Origin of the sequence: Vogesella sp. XCS3, assembly GCF_020616155.1 — a bacterium.
In the GTDB taxonomy this organism is placed as follows: Bacteria; Pseudomonadota; Gammaproteobacteria; order Burkholderiales; family Chromobacteriaceae; genus Vogesella.
This window is the reverse complement of sequence record NZ_CP085530.1, coordinates 1,525,917-1,540,357: the sequence shown is the minus strand read 5'-3', so window position 1 is coordinate 1,540,357 and position 14,441 is coordinate 1,525,917. Positions and strand designations below refer to the sequence as shown.

14 protein-coding genes are annotated in these 14,441 nt (G+C 62.6%); 12 read left to right on the top strand and 2 right to left on the bottom strand.

The window, feature by feature from the left end; all coding sequences use genetic code 11:
- Positions 1 to 2: 2 nt before the first annotated feature.
- Positions 3 to 1,298 (top strand): adenylosuccinate synthase, encoded by a 1,296-nt coding sequence (locus tag LCH97_RS07320; RefSeq protein WP_227304546.1) that lies wholly within the window; start codon positions 3 to 5, stop codon positions 1,296 to 1,298.
- A 139-nt stretch (positions 1,299 to 1,437) separates the two neighbouring features.
- Here LCH97_RS07320 and LCH97_RS07315 read toward each other — a convergent pair whose 3' ends face one another.
- Entirely contained in the window at positions 1,438 to 3,375 is a 1,938-nt protein-coding gene (locus LCH97_RS07315) for a LysM peptidoglycan-binding domain-containing protein (RefSeq protein WP_227304544.1), read from the bottom strand.
- Positions 3,376 to 3,528: 153 nt separating this feature from the next.
- The gene (gene gloB / locus LCH97_RS07310; protein WP_227304542.1) at positions 3,529 to 4,293 is read right to left on the bottom strand and encodes a hydroxyacylglutathione hydrolase; all 765 of its coding nucleotides are present in this window, start codon (positions 4,291 to 4,293) and stop codon (positions 3,529 to 3,531) included.
- On the opposite strand from gloB, the gene LCH97_RS07305 reads away from it, so the two are divergent.
- The 11 genes from LCH97_RS07305 (at position 4,292) to LCH97_RS07255 (ending at position 14,409) form a co-directional block, all read left to right on the top strand.
- On the top strand, positions 4,292 to 5,053 hold the full coding sequence (locus LCH97_RS07305; protein ID WP_227304540.1) for a methyltransferase domain-containing protein: 762 nt from the start codon (positions 4,292 to 4,294) through the stop codon (positions 5,051 to 5,053). The two genes, gloB and LCH97_RS07305, sit on opposite strands and share 2 nt — an antisense overlap.
- Positions 5,046 to 5,492 carry a ribonuclease HI gene (gene rnhA, locus LCH97_RS07300; protein WP_017508512.1) on the top strand — a complete coding sequence of 149 codons (447 nt, stop codon included), beginning with the start codon at positions 5,046 to 5,048 and terminating at the stop codon, positions 5,490 to 5,492. Before LCH97_RS07305 ends, rnhA begins: the two co-directional genes overlap by 8 nt.
- Before the next feature lie 45 nt (positions 5,493 to 5,537).
- Complete coding sequence (gene dnaQ, locus LCH97_RS07295) at positions 5,538 to 6,269, top strand: DNA polymerase III subunit epsilon (protein WP_227304536.1); 732 nt, start codon at positions 5,538 to 5,540, stop codon at positions 6,267 to 6,269.
- A complete protein-coding gene (gene ispD, locus LCH97_RS07290) occupies positions 6,266 to 6,946 on the top strand; it encodes a 2-C-methyl-D-erythritol 4-phosphate cytidylyltransferase (RefSeq protein ID WP_227304532.1) in 681 nt (226 codons plus the stop codon). Before dnaQ ends, ispD begins: the two co-directional genes overlap by 4 nt.
- A 34-nt stretch (positions 6,947 to 6,980) precedes the next feature.
- Entirely contained in the window at positions 6,981 to 7,466 is a 486-nt protein-coding gene (gene ispF, locus LCH97_RS07285; protein WP_147692720.1) for a 2-C-methyl-D-erythritol 2,4-cyclodiphosphate synthase, read from the top strand.
- Positions 7,467 to 7,494: 28 nt separating this feature from the next.
- On the top strand, positions 7,495 to 8,157 hold the full coding sequence (rpiA, locus tag LCH97_RS07280) for a ribose-5-phosphate isomerase RpiA (protein ID WP_017508516.1): 663 nt from the start codon (positions 7,495 to 7,497) through the stop codon (positions 8,155 to 8,157).
- 133 nt (positions 8,158 to 8,290) lie between these two features.
- The gene (gene phoU / locus LCH97_RS07275) at positions 8,291 to 9,007 is read left to right on the top strand and encodes a phosphate signaling complex protein PhoU (protein WP_017508517.1); all 717 of its coding nucleotides are present in this window, start codon (positions 8,291 to 8,293) and stop codon (positions 9,005 to 9,007) included.
- 128 nt (positions 9,008 to 9,135) lie between these two features.
- The gene (gene ppx, locus LCH97_RS07270) at positions 9,136 to 10,584 is read left to right on the top strand and encodes an exopolyphosphatase (RefSeq protein ID WP_227305283.1); all 1,449 of its coding nucleotides are present in this window, start codon (positions 9,136 to 9,138) and stop codon (positions 10,582 to 10,584) included.
- A 103-nt stretch (positions 10,585 to 10,687) separates the two neighbouring features.
- Positions 10,688 to 11,752: a magnesium/cobalt transporter CorA gene (corA, locus tag LCH97_RS07265; protein ID WP_227304528.1), complete on the top strand. Its 1,065-nt coding sequence runs from the start codon at positions 10,688 to 10,690 to the stop codon at positions 11,750 to 11,752.
- A 61-nt stretch (positions 11,753 to 11,813) separates the two neighbouring features.
- Complete coding sequence (locus LCH97_RS07260; protein WP_227304525.1) at positions 11,814 to 14,156, top strand: heavy metal translocating P-type ATPase; 2,343 nt, start codon at positions 11,814 to 11,816, stop codon at positions 14,154 to 14,156.
- A 112-nt stretch (positions 14,157 to 14,268) separates the two neighbouring features.
- Positions 14,269 to 14,409, top strand: coding sequence for a hypothetical protein (locus tag LCH97_RS07255; protein WP_227304522.1), 141 nt, complete (start codon positions 14,269 to 14,271; stop codon positions 14,407 to 14,409).
- Positions 14,410 to 14,441 lie beyond the last annotated feature (32 nt).

Genomic DNA, 14,441 nt, shown 5'->3' with positions numbered 1-14,441 from the left:
CAATGTCCAAGAATGTCGTGGTAATCGGTACCCAGTGGGGTGACGAGGGCAAGGGCAAGATTGTTGACTGGCTGACAGACCACGCCCGTGCGGTAGTGCGTTTTCAGGGCGGTCATAACGCGGGCCATACCCTGTGGGTAAACGGCAAGAAAACCGTGGTGCGCCTGGTACCGTCCGGCATCCTGCGTGATGGCGTGGAATGCTTCATCGGCAACGGTGTCGTGCTGTCGCCTGAGGCGCTGCTGAAAGAGATCGACGAGCTGGAAGCCGCTGGTGTCAATGCATCTGCCCGTCTGAAAATCGCTGAAGGCTGCCCGCTGATCCTGCCGTATCACATTGCACTGGACCAGGCACGTGAAGCCGCCAAGGGCGATGCCAAGATCGGTACCACCGGCCGTGGTATCGGCCCGTGCTACGAAGACAAGGTAGCGCGCCGCGCACTGAAGGTAATCGACCTGTTCGATACCGATCGTTTTGTAGCCAAGCTGAAAGAAAACGTCGAGTACTACAACTTCCTGCTGACCAAGCTGTTCAATGCCCAGCCGGTAGATTTCGACACCATTCTGGCCAACACCATGCAGCAAGCCGAGCGCATCAAGCCGATGGTGGCCGATGTGTCGCGCATCCTGCACGACCTGGACAAGGCCGGTGTGCCTATCCTGTTCGAAGGCGCGCAAGGCACCCTGCTGGACATCGACCACGGTACCTACCCGTACGTGACCTCGTCCAACTGTGTAGCCGGTGCCGCAGCACCGGGTGCCGGCGTGGCTCCGCAGATGCTGAACTACGTGCTGGGTATCGTGAAGGGTTACGCTACCCGTGTGGGTTCCGGCCCGTTCCCGACCGAGCAGGAAAACGACATTGGCGCTTTCCTGGCCAAGCGTGGCAACGAGTTCGGTTCTGTTACCGGCCGCCCGCGCCGCTGTGGCTGGTTCGATGCTGCTGCCCTGAAACGCTCCATCCAGATCAACGGTGTATCCGGCCTGTGCGTGATGAAGCTGGACGTGATGGATGGCCTGGAAGAGATCAATCTGTGCGTAGGTTACAAGCTGAACGGCGAAGTGGTAGACATTCTGCCATTCGGTTCCGATGCCGTAACCCGCTGCGAGCCGATCTACGAAACCATGCCAGGCTGGAGTGACAGCTCGGTAGGTGCCAAGCGTTGGGAAGACCTGCCGGCTAACGCCCAGGCCTACCTGAAGCGCATCGAAGAAGTTTGCGGTGCGCCGATCGATATCGTGTCTACCGGCCCGGATCGCGAAGAAACCATCGTACTGCGCCACCCGTTCGGCCTGTAATGGCCTGATGTCGCCGGCGCCTGCCGGTGTGGTGCAACAAAAAGCCCGTCCATGTGACGGGCTTTTTGCTAGGTGGCGCAAAGTGAAAGCAAAAGCCCCTTGCCAAGGCAAGGGGCTTAGTCTGCAGAGGTTGAGGCGATCAGAGCCCGGTATTCTGCACGCGTACCTTTTGGCCTGGCTGCAGGTTGGCCAGCTGTTCCGGGTTGTTCCAGCGCAGGATATCGGTATGTGCTACGCCAAACTTGCGGGCAATGCTGAATACCGTGTCGCCGCGTTGCACAACGTAATCTACTGCTACCACTGCGGTGGCCGGGCGGCTGAAGGATGCCGGGCGCAGGGCGCTGCTATCGGTGGCGCTGGCTGCGACAGTGCTGCTGGTGCCGATAACTTTCAGTACCTGGCCCAGTTTTACCGTGTCGTCCGGCAGGCTGTTCAGGCTACGCAAGTCGGTCACGCTCATGCTGTAGCGGCGGGAAATGTTGTACAGGGTGTCGCCAGCGGCTACGGTATGCAGGCTGGCGCTGGCGCTCACGACTTTATCCGGGTTGCTTACCGGGATGTTGTCACCCAGTGAGCCGGCCGTTTCGGTCTTGGCAGCCACTTTGACTACCTCTGGCTTCACCAGCTCGGCGCGAATCGGCTCGAAGCGTGGTTCGCTGCGGCTAGGTGCCGCGACAGGTTCGGTACGCGTGGCAACTCGAACCGTGGCGGGTTCGGGGCGTGGGTTCGCATCGCTGCGGGCAGGCTCGGCTTTTTGCAGGGTGCGCAGTGGCGTGGCTTCGGCCGTTTTGATGGTATCAGGCTGCTGGGCCGGCTTGACGGGTTCGGCGACTGCTTTGGGTGTATCCATCGGCCCGGCGTTGGCCGCAAAGGCAACCAGCGTGGCGCTTTCTGCTGGCTGGGCAGGGATGTCAGTGCTTTCCAGCGCAGGGGCGGTGCTGTTGTTGCGCAGGGCTACCAGTACCGGGCGACCGGCCGACAGCGCGCTGCCTTTCAGGTTGTTGGCAGTCATCAGCTCGTTCGGATTCATGTCGAACTGGCTGGCAAGCTCGCTGGTGGTGGTGTCGCTATCCGGTACGTGAACCTGCCAGGTCAGCAGCGGTTTGTCCCATTTGGCCAGATTGGTTTCAAACTTGTGCAGTTTGGTGGCGGGCAGCAGCATCTGGCGGCCTGGCTTGTGGGCATACACTGGCAGGTTAAAGGCCGGGTTGAGTTCTTTGAATTCGGCTACCGGCATCTCTGCCAGCTTGGCGGCAATGTCGATATTCATGTGGCGACCGTTGCTGGTAGCGACAAACGTTGGCTTGTTGGGAAACGGGTCCAGTTTCAAACCGAACTTTTCCGGTTCCAGCATGATGTTGCGCACGGCCAGCAGCTTGGGCACGTAGTTCCGTGTCTCGGCAGGCATCTGGATGTTTTCGTAAGTTTCCACTTCGCCACGTGCGCGTACTTTGGCGATGGCCCGCGACAGGTTGCCTTCACCCCAGTTGTAGGCGGCCAGTGCCAGGCTCCAGTCGCCAAACATGGTGTACAGGTTTTGCAGGTAGTCCAGTGCGGCGCGGGTAGACTCCATCACGTCGCGGCGGCCGTCGTACCACCAGGTTTGCTCCAGGCCGTACTGTCGGCCTGTGGCCGGCATGAACTGCCACAAGCCCGAGGCGCCGACATGCGATTGGGCGCCGGGGACGAAAGCGCTTTCAACCACAGGCAGGAAAGCGATTTCGGTAGGCATGCCACGGCGCTCTACCTCGTTCATGATGTGAAACAGGTATTTGCGGCCCCGATCCATGGTGCGTTTGAAGTAGGCAGACTTGCCGGCAAAGTTGCGCTCGTGGCGGCGAACCAGCTCCGGGTTTACCTCTGCCATCTGGAAGCCTTCACGCGCACGGGTCCACACACTGTCACCATTACGCAGCGGGCTGGTATTCAGCAGCATCATGTCCAGGCCGGCAGACAGTCCGTCGTCCACGCTGCCGGCGGGGTAGGCGACAGCGGGTATTGCATTATTGGCATGAGCCAGTATGGGCAAGGACAGCGCAAGGGTGACCGACAATGCGAGCGGAGTAAGCTTTTTCATGGGCGGGGCCTGTTTTCTCTATGCGGGCGATGCTAACACGGCTTGAGCAAGTAATAAGTCATAAAAAATGCTCAAGGCCCTGATTTTTGCTGATTTTTAGAGAGGTTTCAGTAGCTTGGCTAGTCATTTTTTACAGTTGCTTGATATTTTTGTCTAAAAGTTATTTTTCCATAAGCGGAGTGTGGCAAAAATGCCTTCTTCAGCGCTGATTTCTTGCCCGGCATGTTGTTTGGCTGCGTGTTGTATGGCGGCCTCTGCGGTGCGTAGGAAGGGGTTGGTCACCAGCTCGTCTGCCAGCAGGGTAGGCAAGGTAGGCTGCTTGGCGTCACGGCGGGCCTGGTCGCGTTGCTGGCGGCTGATGATTGCGGTATTGCTTGGTTCTACCGCTGCCGCAAATGCCAGATTGGACAGCGTATATTCGTGTGCCGGGTAGCACAGGGTGTCTGGCGGCAGGCTGGCCAGGCTGCGTAGCGAGTGGAACAGGTCTGTCATGGTGCCATCAAATACCCGCCCGCAACCGGCACCAAACAAGGTATCACCACAAAACAGATGGGGTGCCAGATAGAAGGCCAGATGGTTGGCCGTGTGGCCAGGTATGGCCAGTACCCGGGCCTCGCGGCCAAAGGCAGGAACTGTGCTACCGTGGCGGCAAGGCTGATTGACGACGGTGATATCCGCCGGCCCGTATACCGCCAGCTGCGGCCAGGCAGCTAGCAGGGCGGGTAGCCCGCCGATGTGGTCGGCATGGTGGTGGGTAACCCATACCGCCTCCAGCTGTAACTGCTGCTGGGATAGCCAGGCTTGCAACGGCGCGGCATCGCCCGGGTCGACTGCAATGGCACGGCGGCTGTCGTGCAAAACCCAGATATAATTGTCAGCAAACGCGCTTATAGCGGCGAGGCGAAACATGTCGGCCATGATGTATCCCGAAACGATGGAAGAATTTGCGGACTGGCTATCCAGCAGCGAGCTGGGGCACGATCTGCTCTGCCGCGAGCAAGCCTTTTTTGACCATGCGGTGGCAGACATATTCGGTTTTCGTGCCGTGCAGCTGGGCCTGGTGGATTATGACTTTCTGGCCTGCAACCGCATACCCTGGCATGGCTACGCCGGTATGGATGGCCAGGCAGATGTCGTGTGCGACCCGGCCTATCTGCCGTTTGACAGCAAAAGCCTGGACCTGCTGCTGATGCCGCACGCGCTGGATTTTACCAGCGAGCCGCACCAGGTGTTGCGCGAGGCCGAGCGTGTGCTGCTGCCGGAAGGCCGGCTGGTGCTTACCGGCTTCAACCCGTTTTCATTATGGGGTGCTAGCCGTCTGATATACCGCCGCAACAGGGTGCCCTGGTGCGGCAATTTTGTGGGCACCAGCCGTCTGAAAGACTGGATGACTTTGCTACAACTGGAAACCACCGCTACCCGGTTCATGGCATACTCGCCGCCTTTCGCGCGCGCAGACTGGCTGGCCCGTTGCCGTTTCATGGAGCAGGCTGGCGAATACTGTTGGCCGCAACTGGCGGGTGTCTATGGTGTGGTGGCGGTAAAACGCCAGCGCGGCATGCGCCTGATCATGCCACGCTGGCAGCGAGCCAAGCCGGTCAGGTCGCTGGCCGTGGCTAGCGGCAACGAGCGCCAACCCATTAACCGAACCCAAGCGAACGAGACAAGCCATGAGTGACGACGCTATCGTCGAGATTTACCCCGATGGTGCCTGCAAGGGCAACCCAGGCCCGGGTGGCTGGGGTGTGCTGCTGCGTTACAAAGGGCAGGAAAAAGAGCTGTTTGGCGGCGAGCACGGCACCACCAATAACCGCATGGAACTGATGGCGGTGATACAAGGCCTGCAGCTGCTGAAGCGCCCGTGCCGCATCGTGGTGTATACCGACTCGCAATACGTGCAAAAAGGCATTTCCGAGTGGATTCACGGCTGGAAAACCCGTGGCTGGAAAACCGCCAGCAAGGAGCCGGTAAAAAATGCCGACCTGTGGCAGCAGCTGGACGCCCTGCGTAACGGCCACCCGCACGTAGAATGGCGCTGGGTAAAAGGCCACGCCGGCCACGAATTCAACGAACGCGCAGATCAGCTGGCCAATGCCGGCGTGGAAAGCCTGCGCTAGCCTGTATTACCGGCAGCTCGCCAGGCTGCCTGCCGAAAGCTCATCATGCGTCAGATCATTCTTGATACCGAAACCACCGGCCTGGACCCGAACCAGGGCCACCGCATTATCGAATTTGCCGGCCTGGAGATGGAAGGCCGCAAGCTGACCGGCCGTAGCCTGCACCTGTACATTCACCCGGAACGCGACATCGACCCCGACGCCGAGCGCGTGCACGGCATTTCGCTGGCCAGCCTGGAAGGCAAGCCGCGTTTTGCCGAGGTGGCACAGCAGCTGGTCGATTTTATCGACGGTGCCGAGCTCATCATTCATAACGCCCCGTTTGACGTGGGCTTCATGAACGCCGAGTTCAAGCGCCTGGGCATGCCGCCGGTTGCCAAGGTCGCCGGTGGGGTGATCGACACCCTGGCCATGGCGCGCGATAACTTTCCCGGCAAGCGCAACAGCCTGGACGCACTGTGCGACCGCTTCGAGATCGACCGCAGCAACCGTACCTACCACGGCGCGCTGATCGACTGCGAGCTGTTGTCCGAAGTCTACCTGTGGATGACGCGTGGCCAGGACAGCCTGCTGATGGACGCCGGCCTGGCCGAAAACGACAACAGCGCCGGCGGCATGCGCATGGCCTTCGAGCGCAAACCGCTGGCCGTGCTGCAGCCTAGCGCCGAGGAGCTGGCCGAACACCAGGCCTACCTGGACCTGCTGGATAAAAGCGTGAAAGGCAGCTGCCTGTGGCGCAGCATCGAAAACCCGCCTCCGGCGGAGCCTGCTGCATGAGCCAGCGCATTGCCCTGATACCTGCCGCCGGCCACGGTAGCCGTTTTGGTACCGCCACCCCCAAGCAGTACCAGCTGCTACACGGCCAGCCACTGCTGGCACATACCGTTAACGTACTGTGCGACTGTGCCGCCATAGACCGCGTGGTGGTGGTGATTTCCCCTGGTGACGAATGGTTTGACAGCTACAGTTGGCCGCAAGCCAAGCTGGAAGTGCTGCGCGCAGGGGGTGCCAGCCGTGCCCAGAGCGTGGCCAATGGCCTGGCGGCGCTGGCGGCAGACGAAGACGACTGGGTGCTGGTGCACGACGCCGCGCGCTGCTGCCTGAGCCCCGCCGCGCTGCAGCGCCTGCTGGACGAAGTGGGCGACGACGCCATCGGCGGCATTCTGGCGCAGCCAGTGGCCGATACCGTCAAGCAGGGCAAGGTTGGCCGCATTGCCGCCACCGTGCCGCGCGACAATCTGTGGTTGGCACAGACCCCGCAAATGTTCCGCGCCGGTTTGCTGGCCGAAGCGCTGCAGGATGCGGCCAACCCTGCCATTACCGACGAAGCCTCCGCCATCGAGCTGCTGGGCCACGCGCCACGGCTGGTGGTGGGCGAGGCGCAGAATTTCAAGGTGACCTGGCCGGATGACCTGGCGCTGGCGGCGGCCATTCTGGCGGCGCGCCGGGCCTGATGCCGGCTGCGGCCAACTATCGCAAGGACAAGACATGACACCGTTTCGCATAGGCCAGGGTTACGATGTACACCGCCTGGTAGAAGGCCGCCCGCTGATACTGGGCGGGGTAACGATCCCGCACGATAAAGGCCTGCTGGGCCACTCGGACGCCGACGCGCTGCTGCACGCCATTACCGACGCGGTACTGGGTGCCGCTGCGCTGGGCGACATTGGCCGCCATTTTCCTGACACCGACCCCACGTTCAAAGGCGCCGACAGCGGCGTCCTGCTGCAAGAAGCCATGCGCCGCGTGCGCGCCGCCGGCTGGCAGCTGGTGAACGTGGACAGCACCATCATTGCCCAGGCCCCCAAGCTGGCGCCGCATATCGATGCCATCCGCGCGCGCATTGCGCAGCTACTGGACATCGACGTGGCTTGCGTCAACGTAAAAGGCAAGACCAACGAAAAGCTTGGCTACCTGGGCCGCGCCGAGGCAATAGAAACGCAGGCCGTCTGCCTGCTGGTGCCCGCCAACTGATTTTCTTTCCCTTTTGGAGTGCTACACCATGGACCAGAACCAACTGAAACAACTGGTAGCCCAGGCTGCCGTCAAGCTCGTACCGGAAGACTGCATCGTCGGCGTAGGCACCGGTAGCACCGTGAACTTCTTCATCGACGAGCTGGCCAAGATCAAAGGCCGCATCAAGGGGGCGGTGTCCAGTTCCGAGGCATCCACCCAGCGCCTGAAAGCCATCGGTATTCCGGTATTCGACCTGAACACCGTGGGCCCGGACGAAGTGCCGGTGTACGTAGATGGCGCCGACGAGGTTAACCACCATCTGCACATGATCAAGGGCGGTGGCGCGGCACTGACGCGCGAAAAAATCGTGGCCGCCGTGGCACAGCAGTTCATCTGTATTGCCGACCAGAGCAAGTACGTGGAGATCATGGGCAAGTTCCCGCTGCCGGTAGAGGTCATCCCGATGGCGCGCAGCCACGTGGCGCGCGAGCTGGTGAAGCTGGGCGGCCACCCGGAGTGGCGCATGGGCGTCACTACCGATAACGGCAATATCATTCTGGACGTACATGGCCTGCAGATTGCCGAGCCGGTAAAACTGGAAAACCAGATCAACCAGATCGTGGGCGTGGTCACCAACGGCCTGTTTGCCCAGCGTCGTGCCGACGTGCTGCTGCTGGGTACGCCAGACGGGGTAAAAGAGCTGCGCTAAACGCGGCGGGCCGGCACGGTGTGGGTTTGCTGCTGCAAACCGGCGCCGCGCCGGCCTTTTTGTGCAGATGAAACATAACTGTCATCTGGCCGCCATATCATGACGCGTTGAGTCAATTCCCGACGAGGTTGCCATGCCTGAACATATTTCCAAACAGTTTGACCTGGAGCTCGAAACCATCCGCACCCGCGTGCTGCAGATGGGCGGGCTGGTAGAGCAGCAAATCCGCGCCGCCATGGATGCCTTGCAAAGCGGCGATGTCGACCGTCTGGACAAAGTGGTGGCCGACGATACCAAGGTCAACGCGCTGGAAGTGCAGATCGACGAAGACTGCCAGCACATCATTGCGCGCCGCCAGCCGGCCGCCAGTGACCTGCGCATGGTGATCACCGTGATCAAGACCATTACCGATCTGGAGCGTATTGGCGACGAGGCGCAAAAGATTGCCCGCGTTGGCCGCACCATGTACCAGACCGGCCGCTACCCGGCGCCGCGTTTCCGCGAAGCCGCCAAGATGGCCGAGGTCGCCCTGGGTATGCTGCACCGTGCGCTTGACGCCTTTGCCCGCCTGGATGCCACCGCCGCTATCGAGCTGGCCGAGCAAGACTTGCTGCTGGACCAGGACTACGCCTCCGAGCTGCGTGCCCAGGTTACCTTCATGATGGAAGACCCGCGCACCATCAGCATGTCCATCGACACCATGTTCATCTGCAAGGCCATCGAGCGTATCGGTGACCACGCCAAGAATATCTCCGAATATGTGGTGTACCTGGTGAAGGGCAAAGACATTCGCCATACCTCGCTGGAAGACAAAAAGCGTGAGTCTCTGGGTGATGCTGCCACGCAATAAGCATGGCAAGCAGGGCCAAGCGGCGGTAACATCGGTTACCGCCGTTTTTTATTGACCTACTGACAAGAGAGAAGGGGTGACATTTGAGCTCCGTTAAGCCCCCGTTTGACGTGCTGGCTACCGTAGATATGGGGTCGAACAGCTTCCGGCTGCAGATTTCCCGCGTGGTAGACGACCAGCTGTATACCCTGGATTCCCTCAAAGACACCGTGCGCCTGGGCGGTGGCCTGCAAGACGACAAAACCCTGGATAGCGAAACCCTGCAGCGCGCCCTGGCCTGCATGGGCCGTTTTGGCGAGCGCCTGCGTGGCCTCGACCCCAAACAGGTACGCGTGGTGGGTACCAACACCCTGCGCGTGGCGAAAAACGCCGCCGAATTTATCGTGGAAGCCGAGCGCCTGCTGGGCTTCCCCATCGAAATTATCGCCGGCCGCGAAGAAGCGCGCCTGATCTACCTGGGCGCTGCGCACAGCCTGCCAGCCACCAAAGAGCGCCGTCTGGTGGTGGATATCGGCGGCGGTTCTACCGAGTTCATCATCGGCAGCGGCTACAAAGCGCACGTGACCGAAAGCCTGCCGCTGGGCTGCGTGGTATTCAGCAAGCGCTTTTTTGTGGATGGCAAGATCAGCAAGGCCGCCTTCCGCGAGGCAGAGCTGGCCGCGCGCAACGAAATCCAGCGCATCGTGCACGAGTATCCGGCCAGCGAATGGCAGCTGGCGGTGGGCACCTCCGGCACTGCGCGGGCACTGCGCGACATGATGGAAGCCAACGGCTGGAGCAACGGCGAGATCACGCTGCGCGGCATGAAGCGCCTGCGTGACGACCTGATCGCCTGCGGCCACACCAAAGACATCCGCATCAATGGCCTGAAAGACGACCGTGCGCCGGTGCTACCCGGCGGCCTGGCCATCATGATTGCCATTTTCGAGTCGCTGGCCATCGAGCAGATGATCGTGACCGACGGTGCCTTGCGCGACGGCGTGCTGTACGACCTGATGGGGCGTCAGCGCGAAAAAGACATGCGCGACTCCACCATTACCCAGTTCAAGCGCCGCTACCACGTAGACGTGCCGCAGGCCGAGCGGGTGTCCGGCCTGGCCGAGCGCCTGTTCCGCCTGGTGTCGGGGGATGCGCTGGACCCGGATATGCTCAAGCGTGTGGTATGGGCCGCCAAGGTGCACGAAATCGGCCTGACCATCGCCCACGCTGCTTATCACAAGCATTCGGCGTACGTGCTGACCAATGCCGACATGCCCGGCTTTTCACGCCGTGAACAAAGCACACTGGCGACCATCGTGCTGGGCCACCGTGGCGATATGGGCAAGATGGTAAAAGAAGTGGCCGACCCGGCGCTGTGGCCCGCTGTGCTGTCGCTCAGGTTGGCCGCATTGTTCTACCGCAGCCGCAACGAGCTGGACATCAACGCGGTACACGGCCTGACACCCACCATGAACGGCTACGCGCTGACCGTGGGCAAAGACTGGCTGGCGGCCAACCCGCTCACCACCGCTGCCTTCCGTCAGGAAATCGCGCAGTGGCGTGCCATCGGCGTGGCGCTGGAGCTGCGCGGCGACTAGTACCGCGGGCAACATGAACCGTAGCGGCGCAGGCCGCTGCAAACCGGCTTGGCCGCACTTCGGTGCGGCTTTGTCACGTATCAAGGTCTAGAAAAGGATAACCATGCGCCACCCCGAGCTGAAACAGCGTCACCCCACGCTGGGTGAAGCCCCTGGCACCCTGGCCACCGCTGCAGAGGGGGCGGTGGCCAGCAGTATCTCGCTGGTGGAATACACGGCAGACGACTACCTGGAGACGCGCTTTGCCACGGTAGAAGAAGGCCTGGCGCACCGCGCGCAGCTGCCTAACCTGTGGCTCAATGTGTACGGCCTGACCGACCCCGCCGTACTGCAAGCCATCGGGCAGCGCTTTGGCCTGCACCCGCTGGTGCTGGAAGACATCGCCAACACTCGCCAGCGGCCAAAGGTGGACGACTACGGCAGCTACCTGTTTATTGCCACCCGCGTGTATCGCTACCAGCAGGAAGGCCAGCGCCTGGTGCACGACCAGGTGTATCTGGTGATAGGCAGTGGCTTTGTGCTGACTTTCCAGACCCAGCCGCTGGGCGTATTCACCAGCCTGCGCGAGCGGCTGCAGGCAGGGCGCGGGCTGGTGCGCCAGCTGGGTGCAGACTACCTGGGCTACTCGCTGCTGGACGCCATCATCGACGACTACTTTGGCGTGCTGGACCAGTTCAACGCGCGGGTGGAAGACCTGGACCGCCAGGTGCTGGGTGGACACGACCGCTTCATCCTGGCGCGCATCCAGCGCCAGAAGCAAGACGCCATGCGCCTGCGCCGCGCCCTGGTGCCGCTGCGCGAGGTGCTCAATACCCTGGTGCGAGGCGATTACGCCTTCTTCCAGCGCGACACCATGGTCTATCTGCGCGATGCCTTCGACCACACCCTGCACCTGATCGAGTCGCTGGAAGCCGCGCGTGAAGCCATCGGCGGCATGCTGGACCTGTATATGTCAGCACAGTCCAACCGGCTGAACGTGCAGATGCGCGTGCTCACCGTGATTACCATTATTTTCATGCCGCTGACGCTGATTGCCGGTATCTACGGCATGAACTTCGACAATATGCCCGAGCTGCATTGGCACTTTGGCTACTACTACGCCATCGCGCTGATGGCGGCCATTGCCTTGGGGCTCGGCATTGTGTTCTGGCGAAGGCGTTGGCTGTAGCGGCTTGTTTAATACCCCTGTGGGGTATACGATAGTGCTGTCAGTTAACCGGTAACACCCGATGAATACCGCCCATCTGCACCTGCCCGTCAGCGGCATGAGCTGCGCCGCCTGCGCGCTGCGCATCGAAAAAGTGCTGAACCGCCTGCCCGGCGTGGCTGCCAGTGTCAGCTTTGCCAGCGAAAGCGCCGACCTGGATTACGACCCGCAACAAACCACGCCGCAACAGGTGCTGGACGCCATCGCCCGCGCCGGTTTTGCCGTACCGGACGCGGTGCTGACACTGGCGCTCACCGGCATGAGCTGCGCTGCCTGCGGCCAACGTATCGAGAAAGTACTGAATCGCCAGCACGGCGTGCAGGCTAGCGTCAATATGGCCAGCGAAACCGCGCAGCTGCGCTTTGCCAGCGGCCTGTATACCCCGCAGCAACTGGCAGCAGTGGTGCAGGGCGCCGGCTTTGGCGCCAGCGTGCTGGATGACGCCGCGCCGGCCACGCCGCAGCACGACGACCGTCGCGAGCTGGCCTGGTTTGCGCTGGCGTTGCTGCTGACGCTGCCGTTTGTGGGCGAGATGGTGGCCATGTTCGGCGGCGGCCATCATGGCTGGTTACCCCGTGAATGGCAGCTGGCGTTATCGGCGCCGGTGCAATTCATCGTCGGCTGGCGTTTCTATCGCGGCGGCTACCACGCACTGCGCAGCGGCGCGGCCAATATGGACGTGCTGGTGGCGCTGGGCACCAGCGTGGCGTGGCTGCTGTCGGCGTGGGTAACGTTGGCCGCAGACCACAGCCAGCACGTGTATTTCGAGGCCAGCGTGTCGGTGATTACGCTGGTATTGCTGGGCAAGCTGCTGGAAAGCCGCGCCAAGCGCCGCACCGCTGGTGCCATCGAGGCGCTGCTGGCACTGTCGCCCAAGACCGCCAGCGTGGAATGCGACGGCCAGCTGCACGAAGTCGCCATCGGCCAATTGTTGCCCGGCGATGTGGTGGTGCTGCGCCATGGCGAGCGGCTGGCGGTAGACGGCACCGTGCTGGCGGGCAGCGCGGTGCTGGACGAAAGCGCGCTCAGCGGCGAAAGCCTGCCGGTAGCGCGTGGCGAAGGCGACACCGTGTACGCCGGTACCCAGAACGCTGGCGGCATGCTGAAGGTGCGCGCCACCAGCGTGGGCCAGGCCACGCAGCTGGCCGCCATCGTGCGCGCCGTGGCGCAGGCGCAGGGCAGCAAGGCGCCGATCCAGGCGCTGGCCGACCGCATTTCGGCCGTCTTCGTACCGGTAGTACTGGCCATCGCCACGCTCGCGCTGCTGGCCACCGCCTGGTGGCTGGGCGATTGGCAACAGGCGCTGATTCACGCGGTGGCAGTGCTGGTGATTGCCTGCCCGTGCGCGCTGGGCCTGGCTACGCCAACTGCGGTGATGGTGGGTGTGGGCGTGGGCGCGCGGCGCGGCATGCTGTTCCGCCACGCCGCTGCCTTGCAGCACGCGGCCAACATCGACCTGCTGGTGGTGGACAAAACCGGCACCCTCACCGAAGGCAAGCCGCAGCTGACCGACATCATCCCGCTGGCCGACATCCAGCCCGACGCCGTGCTGACGCTGGCCGCCACGCTGGAGCAGGGCGCCGAGCACCCGCTGGCGCAAGCCATCGTACAGGCCGCCGCCGCCCGCCAGCTGGCGCTGCCGCATCTGGCCGATTTTGATAGTGAGATCGGCTACGGCGTACGTGGCCAGATTGCCGGCCAGGCCTACCGTTTGGGCGAGCCGCAATGGGCGCTGGGCCAGCTGCCGCCGCAGGCTGCCGCGCTATACGCGCAGGGCAAGACCGTGCTGGCGCTGGCGAGCGGTGATACCCCGCTGGCGCTACTGGCGCTGGCCGACCGCTTGCGGCCAAGCTCCGCCGCTGCCGTCACCGCCTTGCAGGCGCTGGGCGTACAGGTAGTGATGCTGACCGGCGACAAGCAGGCCACCGCCGACGCCATCGCTGCCGACGCCGGCATTACCGAGGTGCACGCCAGCCAGCGCCCGCAGGACAAGGCCGCCTATATCCAGCGCCAGCAAGCCGCCGGCCGCCGTGTGGCGATGGTAGGCGACGGCATCAACGACGCCCCGGCGCTGGCGGTAGCCGACGTCAGCTTTGCCATGGGCGCCGGTGCCGACATCGCCATCGACACGGCGGATGTCACGCTGATGCACGGCAACCTGCAGCACCTGGCCGACGCGCTGCGCCTGGCGCGCGCCACGCTGGGCAAGATCCGCCAGAACCTGTTCTTCGCCTTTGTCTACAACGTGCTGGGCATCCCGCTGGCCGCGCTGGGCCTGCTCAACCCGGTACTGGCCGGCGCTGCCATGGCGCTCAGCTCGGTGTCGGTGGTCAGCAACGCGCTGCTGCTGCGGCGCTGGCGGTGATGTGCGGTGTGCGGGGTAGCAACCGTAAGACCGGAGGCGGGTTAGGCTATTGGCGCGGGTGCCGTTCTGACAGGATATCAGGAGGAGTAATGTCATCGAGTGGTGTGTTGGCGTGTTGCACGGGCTAGCCCGCTATCTGCTGGAAGTGCTGTTGCCGGCTTATCTCGAACACAAGCTGGACAAGACTTGGATCGTGCTTGTTCTGCTGATGACGCTGCTGGGCATAACGCTGTATTCCTACTTTTATTGGTAGCCATTTACCCGGATGCGCCTGCGGCGTATCCG

What these genes read in the sequence shown, in the direction of transcription:
- ispD (WP_227304532.1), top strand. Translation starts at nt 6,266, where the DNA reads ATGAGCCAGCGCATTGCCCTGATACCTGCCGCCGGCCACGGTAGCCGT.
- phoU (WP_017508517.1), top strand. Translation starts at nt 8,291, where the DNA reads ATGCCTGAACATATTTCCAAACAGTTTGACCTGGAGCTCGAAACCATC.
- LCH97_RS07260 (WP_227304525.1), top strand. Translation starts at nt 11,814, where the DNA reads ATGAATACCGCCCATCTGCACCTGCCCGTCAGCGGCATGAGCTGCGCC.
- rpiA (WP_017508516.1), top strand. Translation starts at nt 7,495, where the DNA reads ATGGACCAGAACCAACTGAAACAACTGGTAGCCCAGGCTGCCGTCAAG.
- corA (WP_227304528.1), top strand. Translation starts at nt 10,688, where the DNA reads ATGCGCCACCCCGAGCTGAAACAGCGTCACCCCACGCTGGGTGAAGCC.
- ispF (WP_147692720.1), top strand. Translation starts at nt 6,981, where the DNA reads ATGACACCGTTTCGCATAGGCCAGGGTTACGATGTACACCGCCTGGTA.
- rnhA (WP_017508512.1), top strand. Translation starts at nt 5,046, where the DNA reads ATGAGTGACGACGCTATCGTCGAGATTTACCCCGATGGTGCCTGCAAG.
- ppx (WP_227305283.1), top strand. Translation starts at nt 9,136, where the DNA reads ATGGGGTCGAACAGCTTCCGGCTGCAGATTTCCCGCGTGGTAGACGAC.
- LCH97_RS07315 (WP_227304544.1), bottom strand. Translation starts at nt 3,375, where the DNA reads ATGAAAAAGCTTACTCCGCTCGCATTGTCGGTCACCCTTGCGCTGTCC.
- LCH97_RS07320 (WP_227304546.1), top strand. Translation starts at nt 3, where the DNA reads ATGTCCAAGAATGTCGTGGTAATCGGTACCCAGTGGGGTGACGAGGGC.
- dnaQ (WP_227304536.1), top strand. Translation starts at nt 5,538, where the DNA reads ATGCGTCAGATCATTCTTGATACCGAAACCACCGGCCTGGACCCGAAC.
- LCH97_RS07305 (WP_227304540.1), top strand. Translation starts at nt 4,292, where the DNA reads ATGATGTATCCCGAAACGATGGAAGAATTTGCGGACTGGCTATCCAGC.
- gloB (WP_227304542.1), bottom strand. Translation starts at nt 4,293, where the DNA reads ATGGCCGACATGTTTCGCCTCGCCGCTATAAGCGCGTTTGCTGACAAT.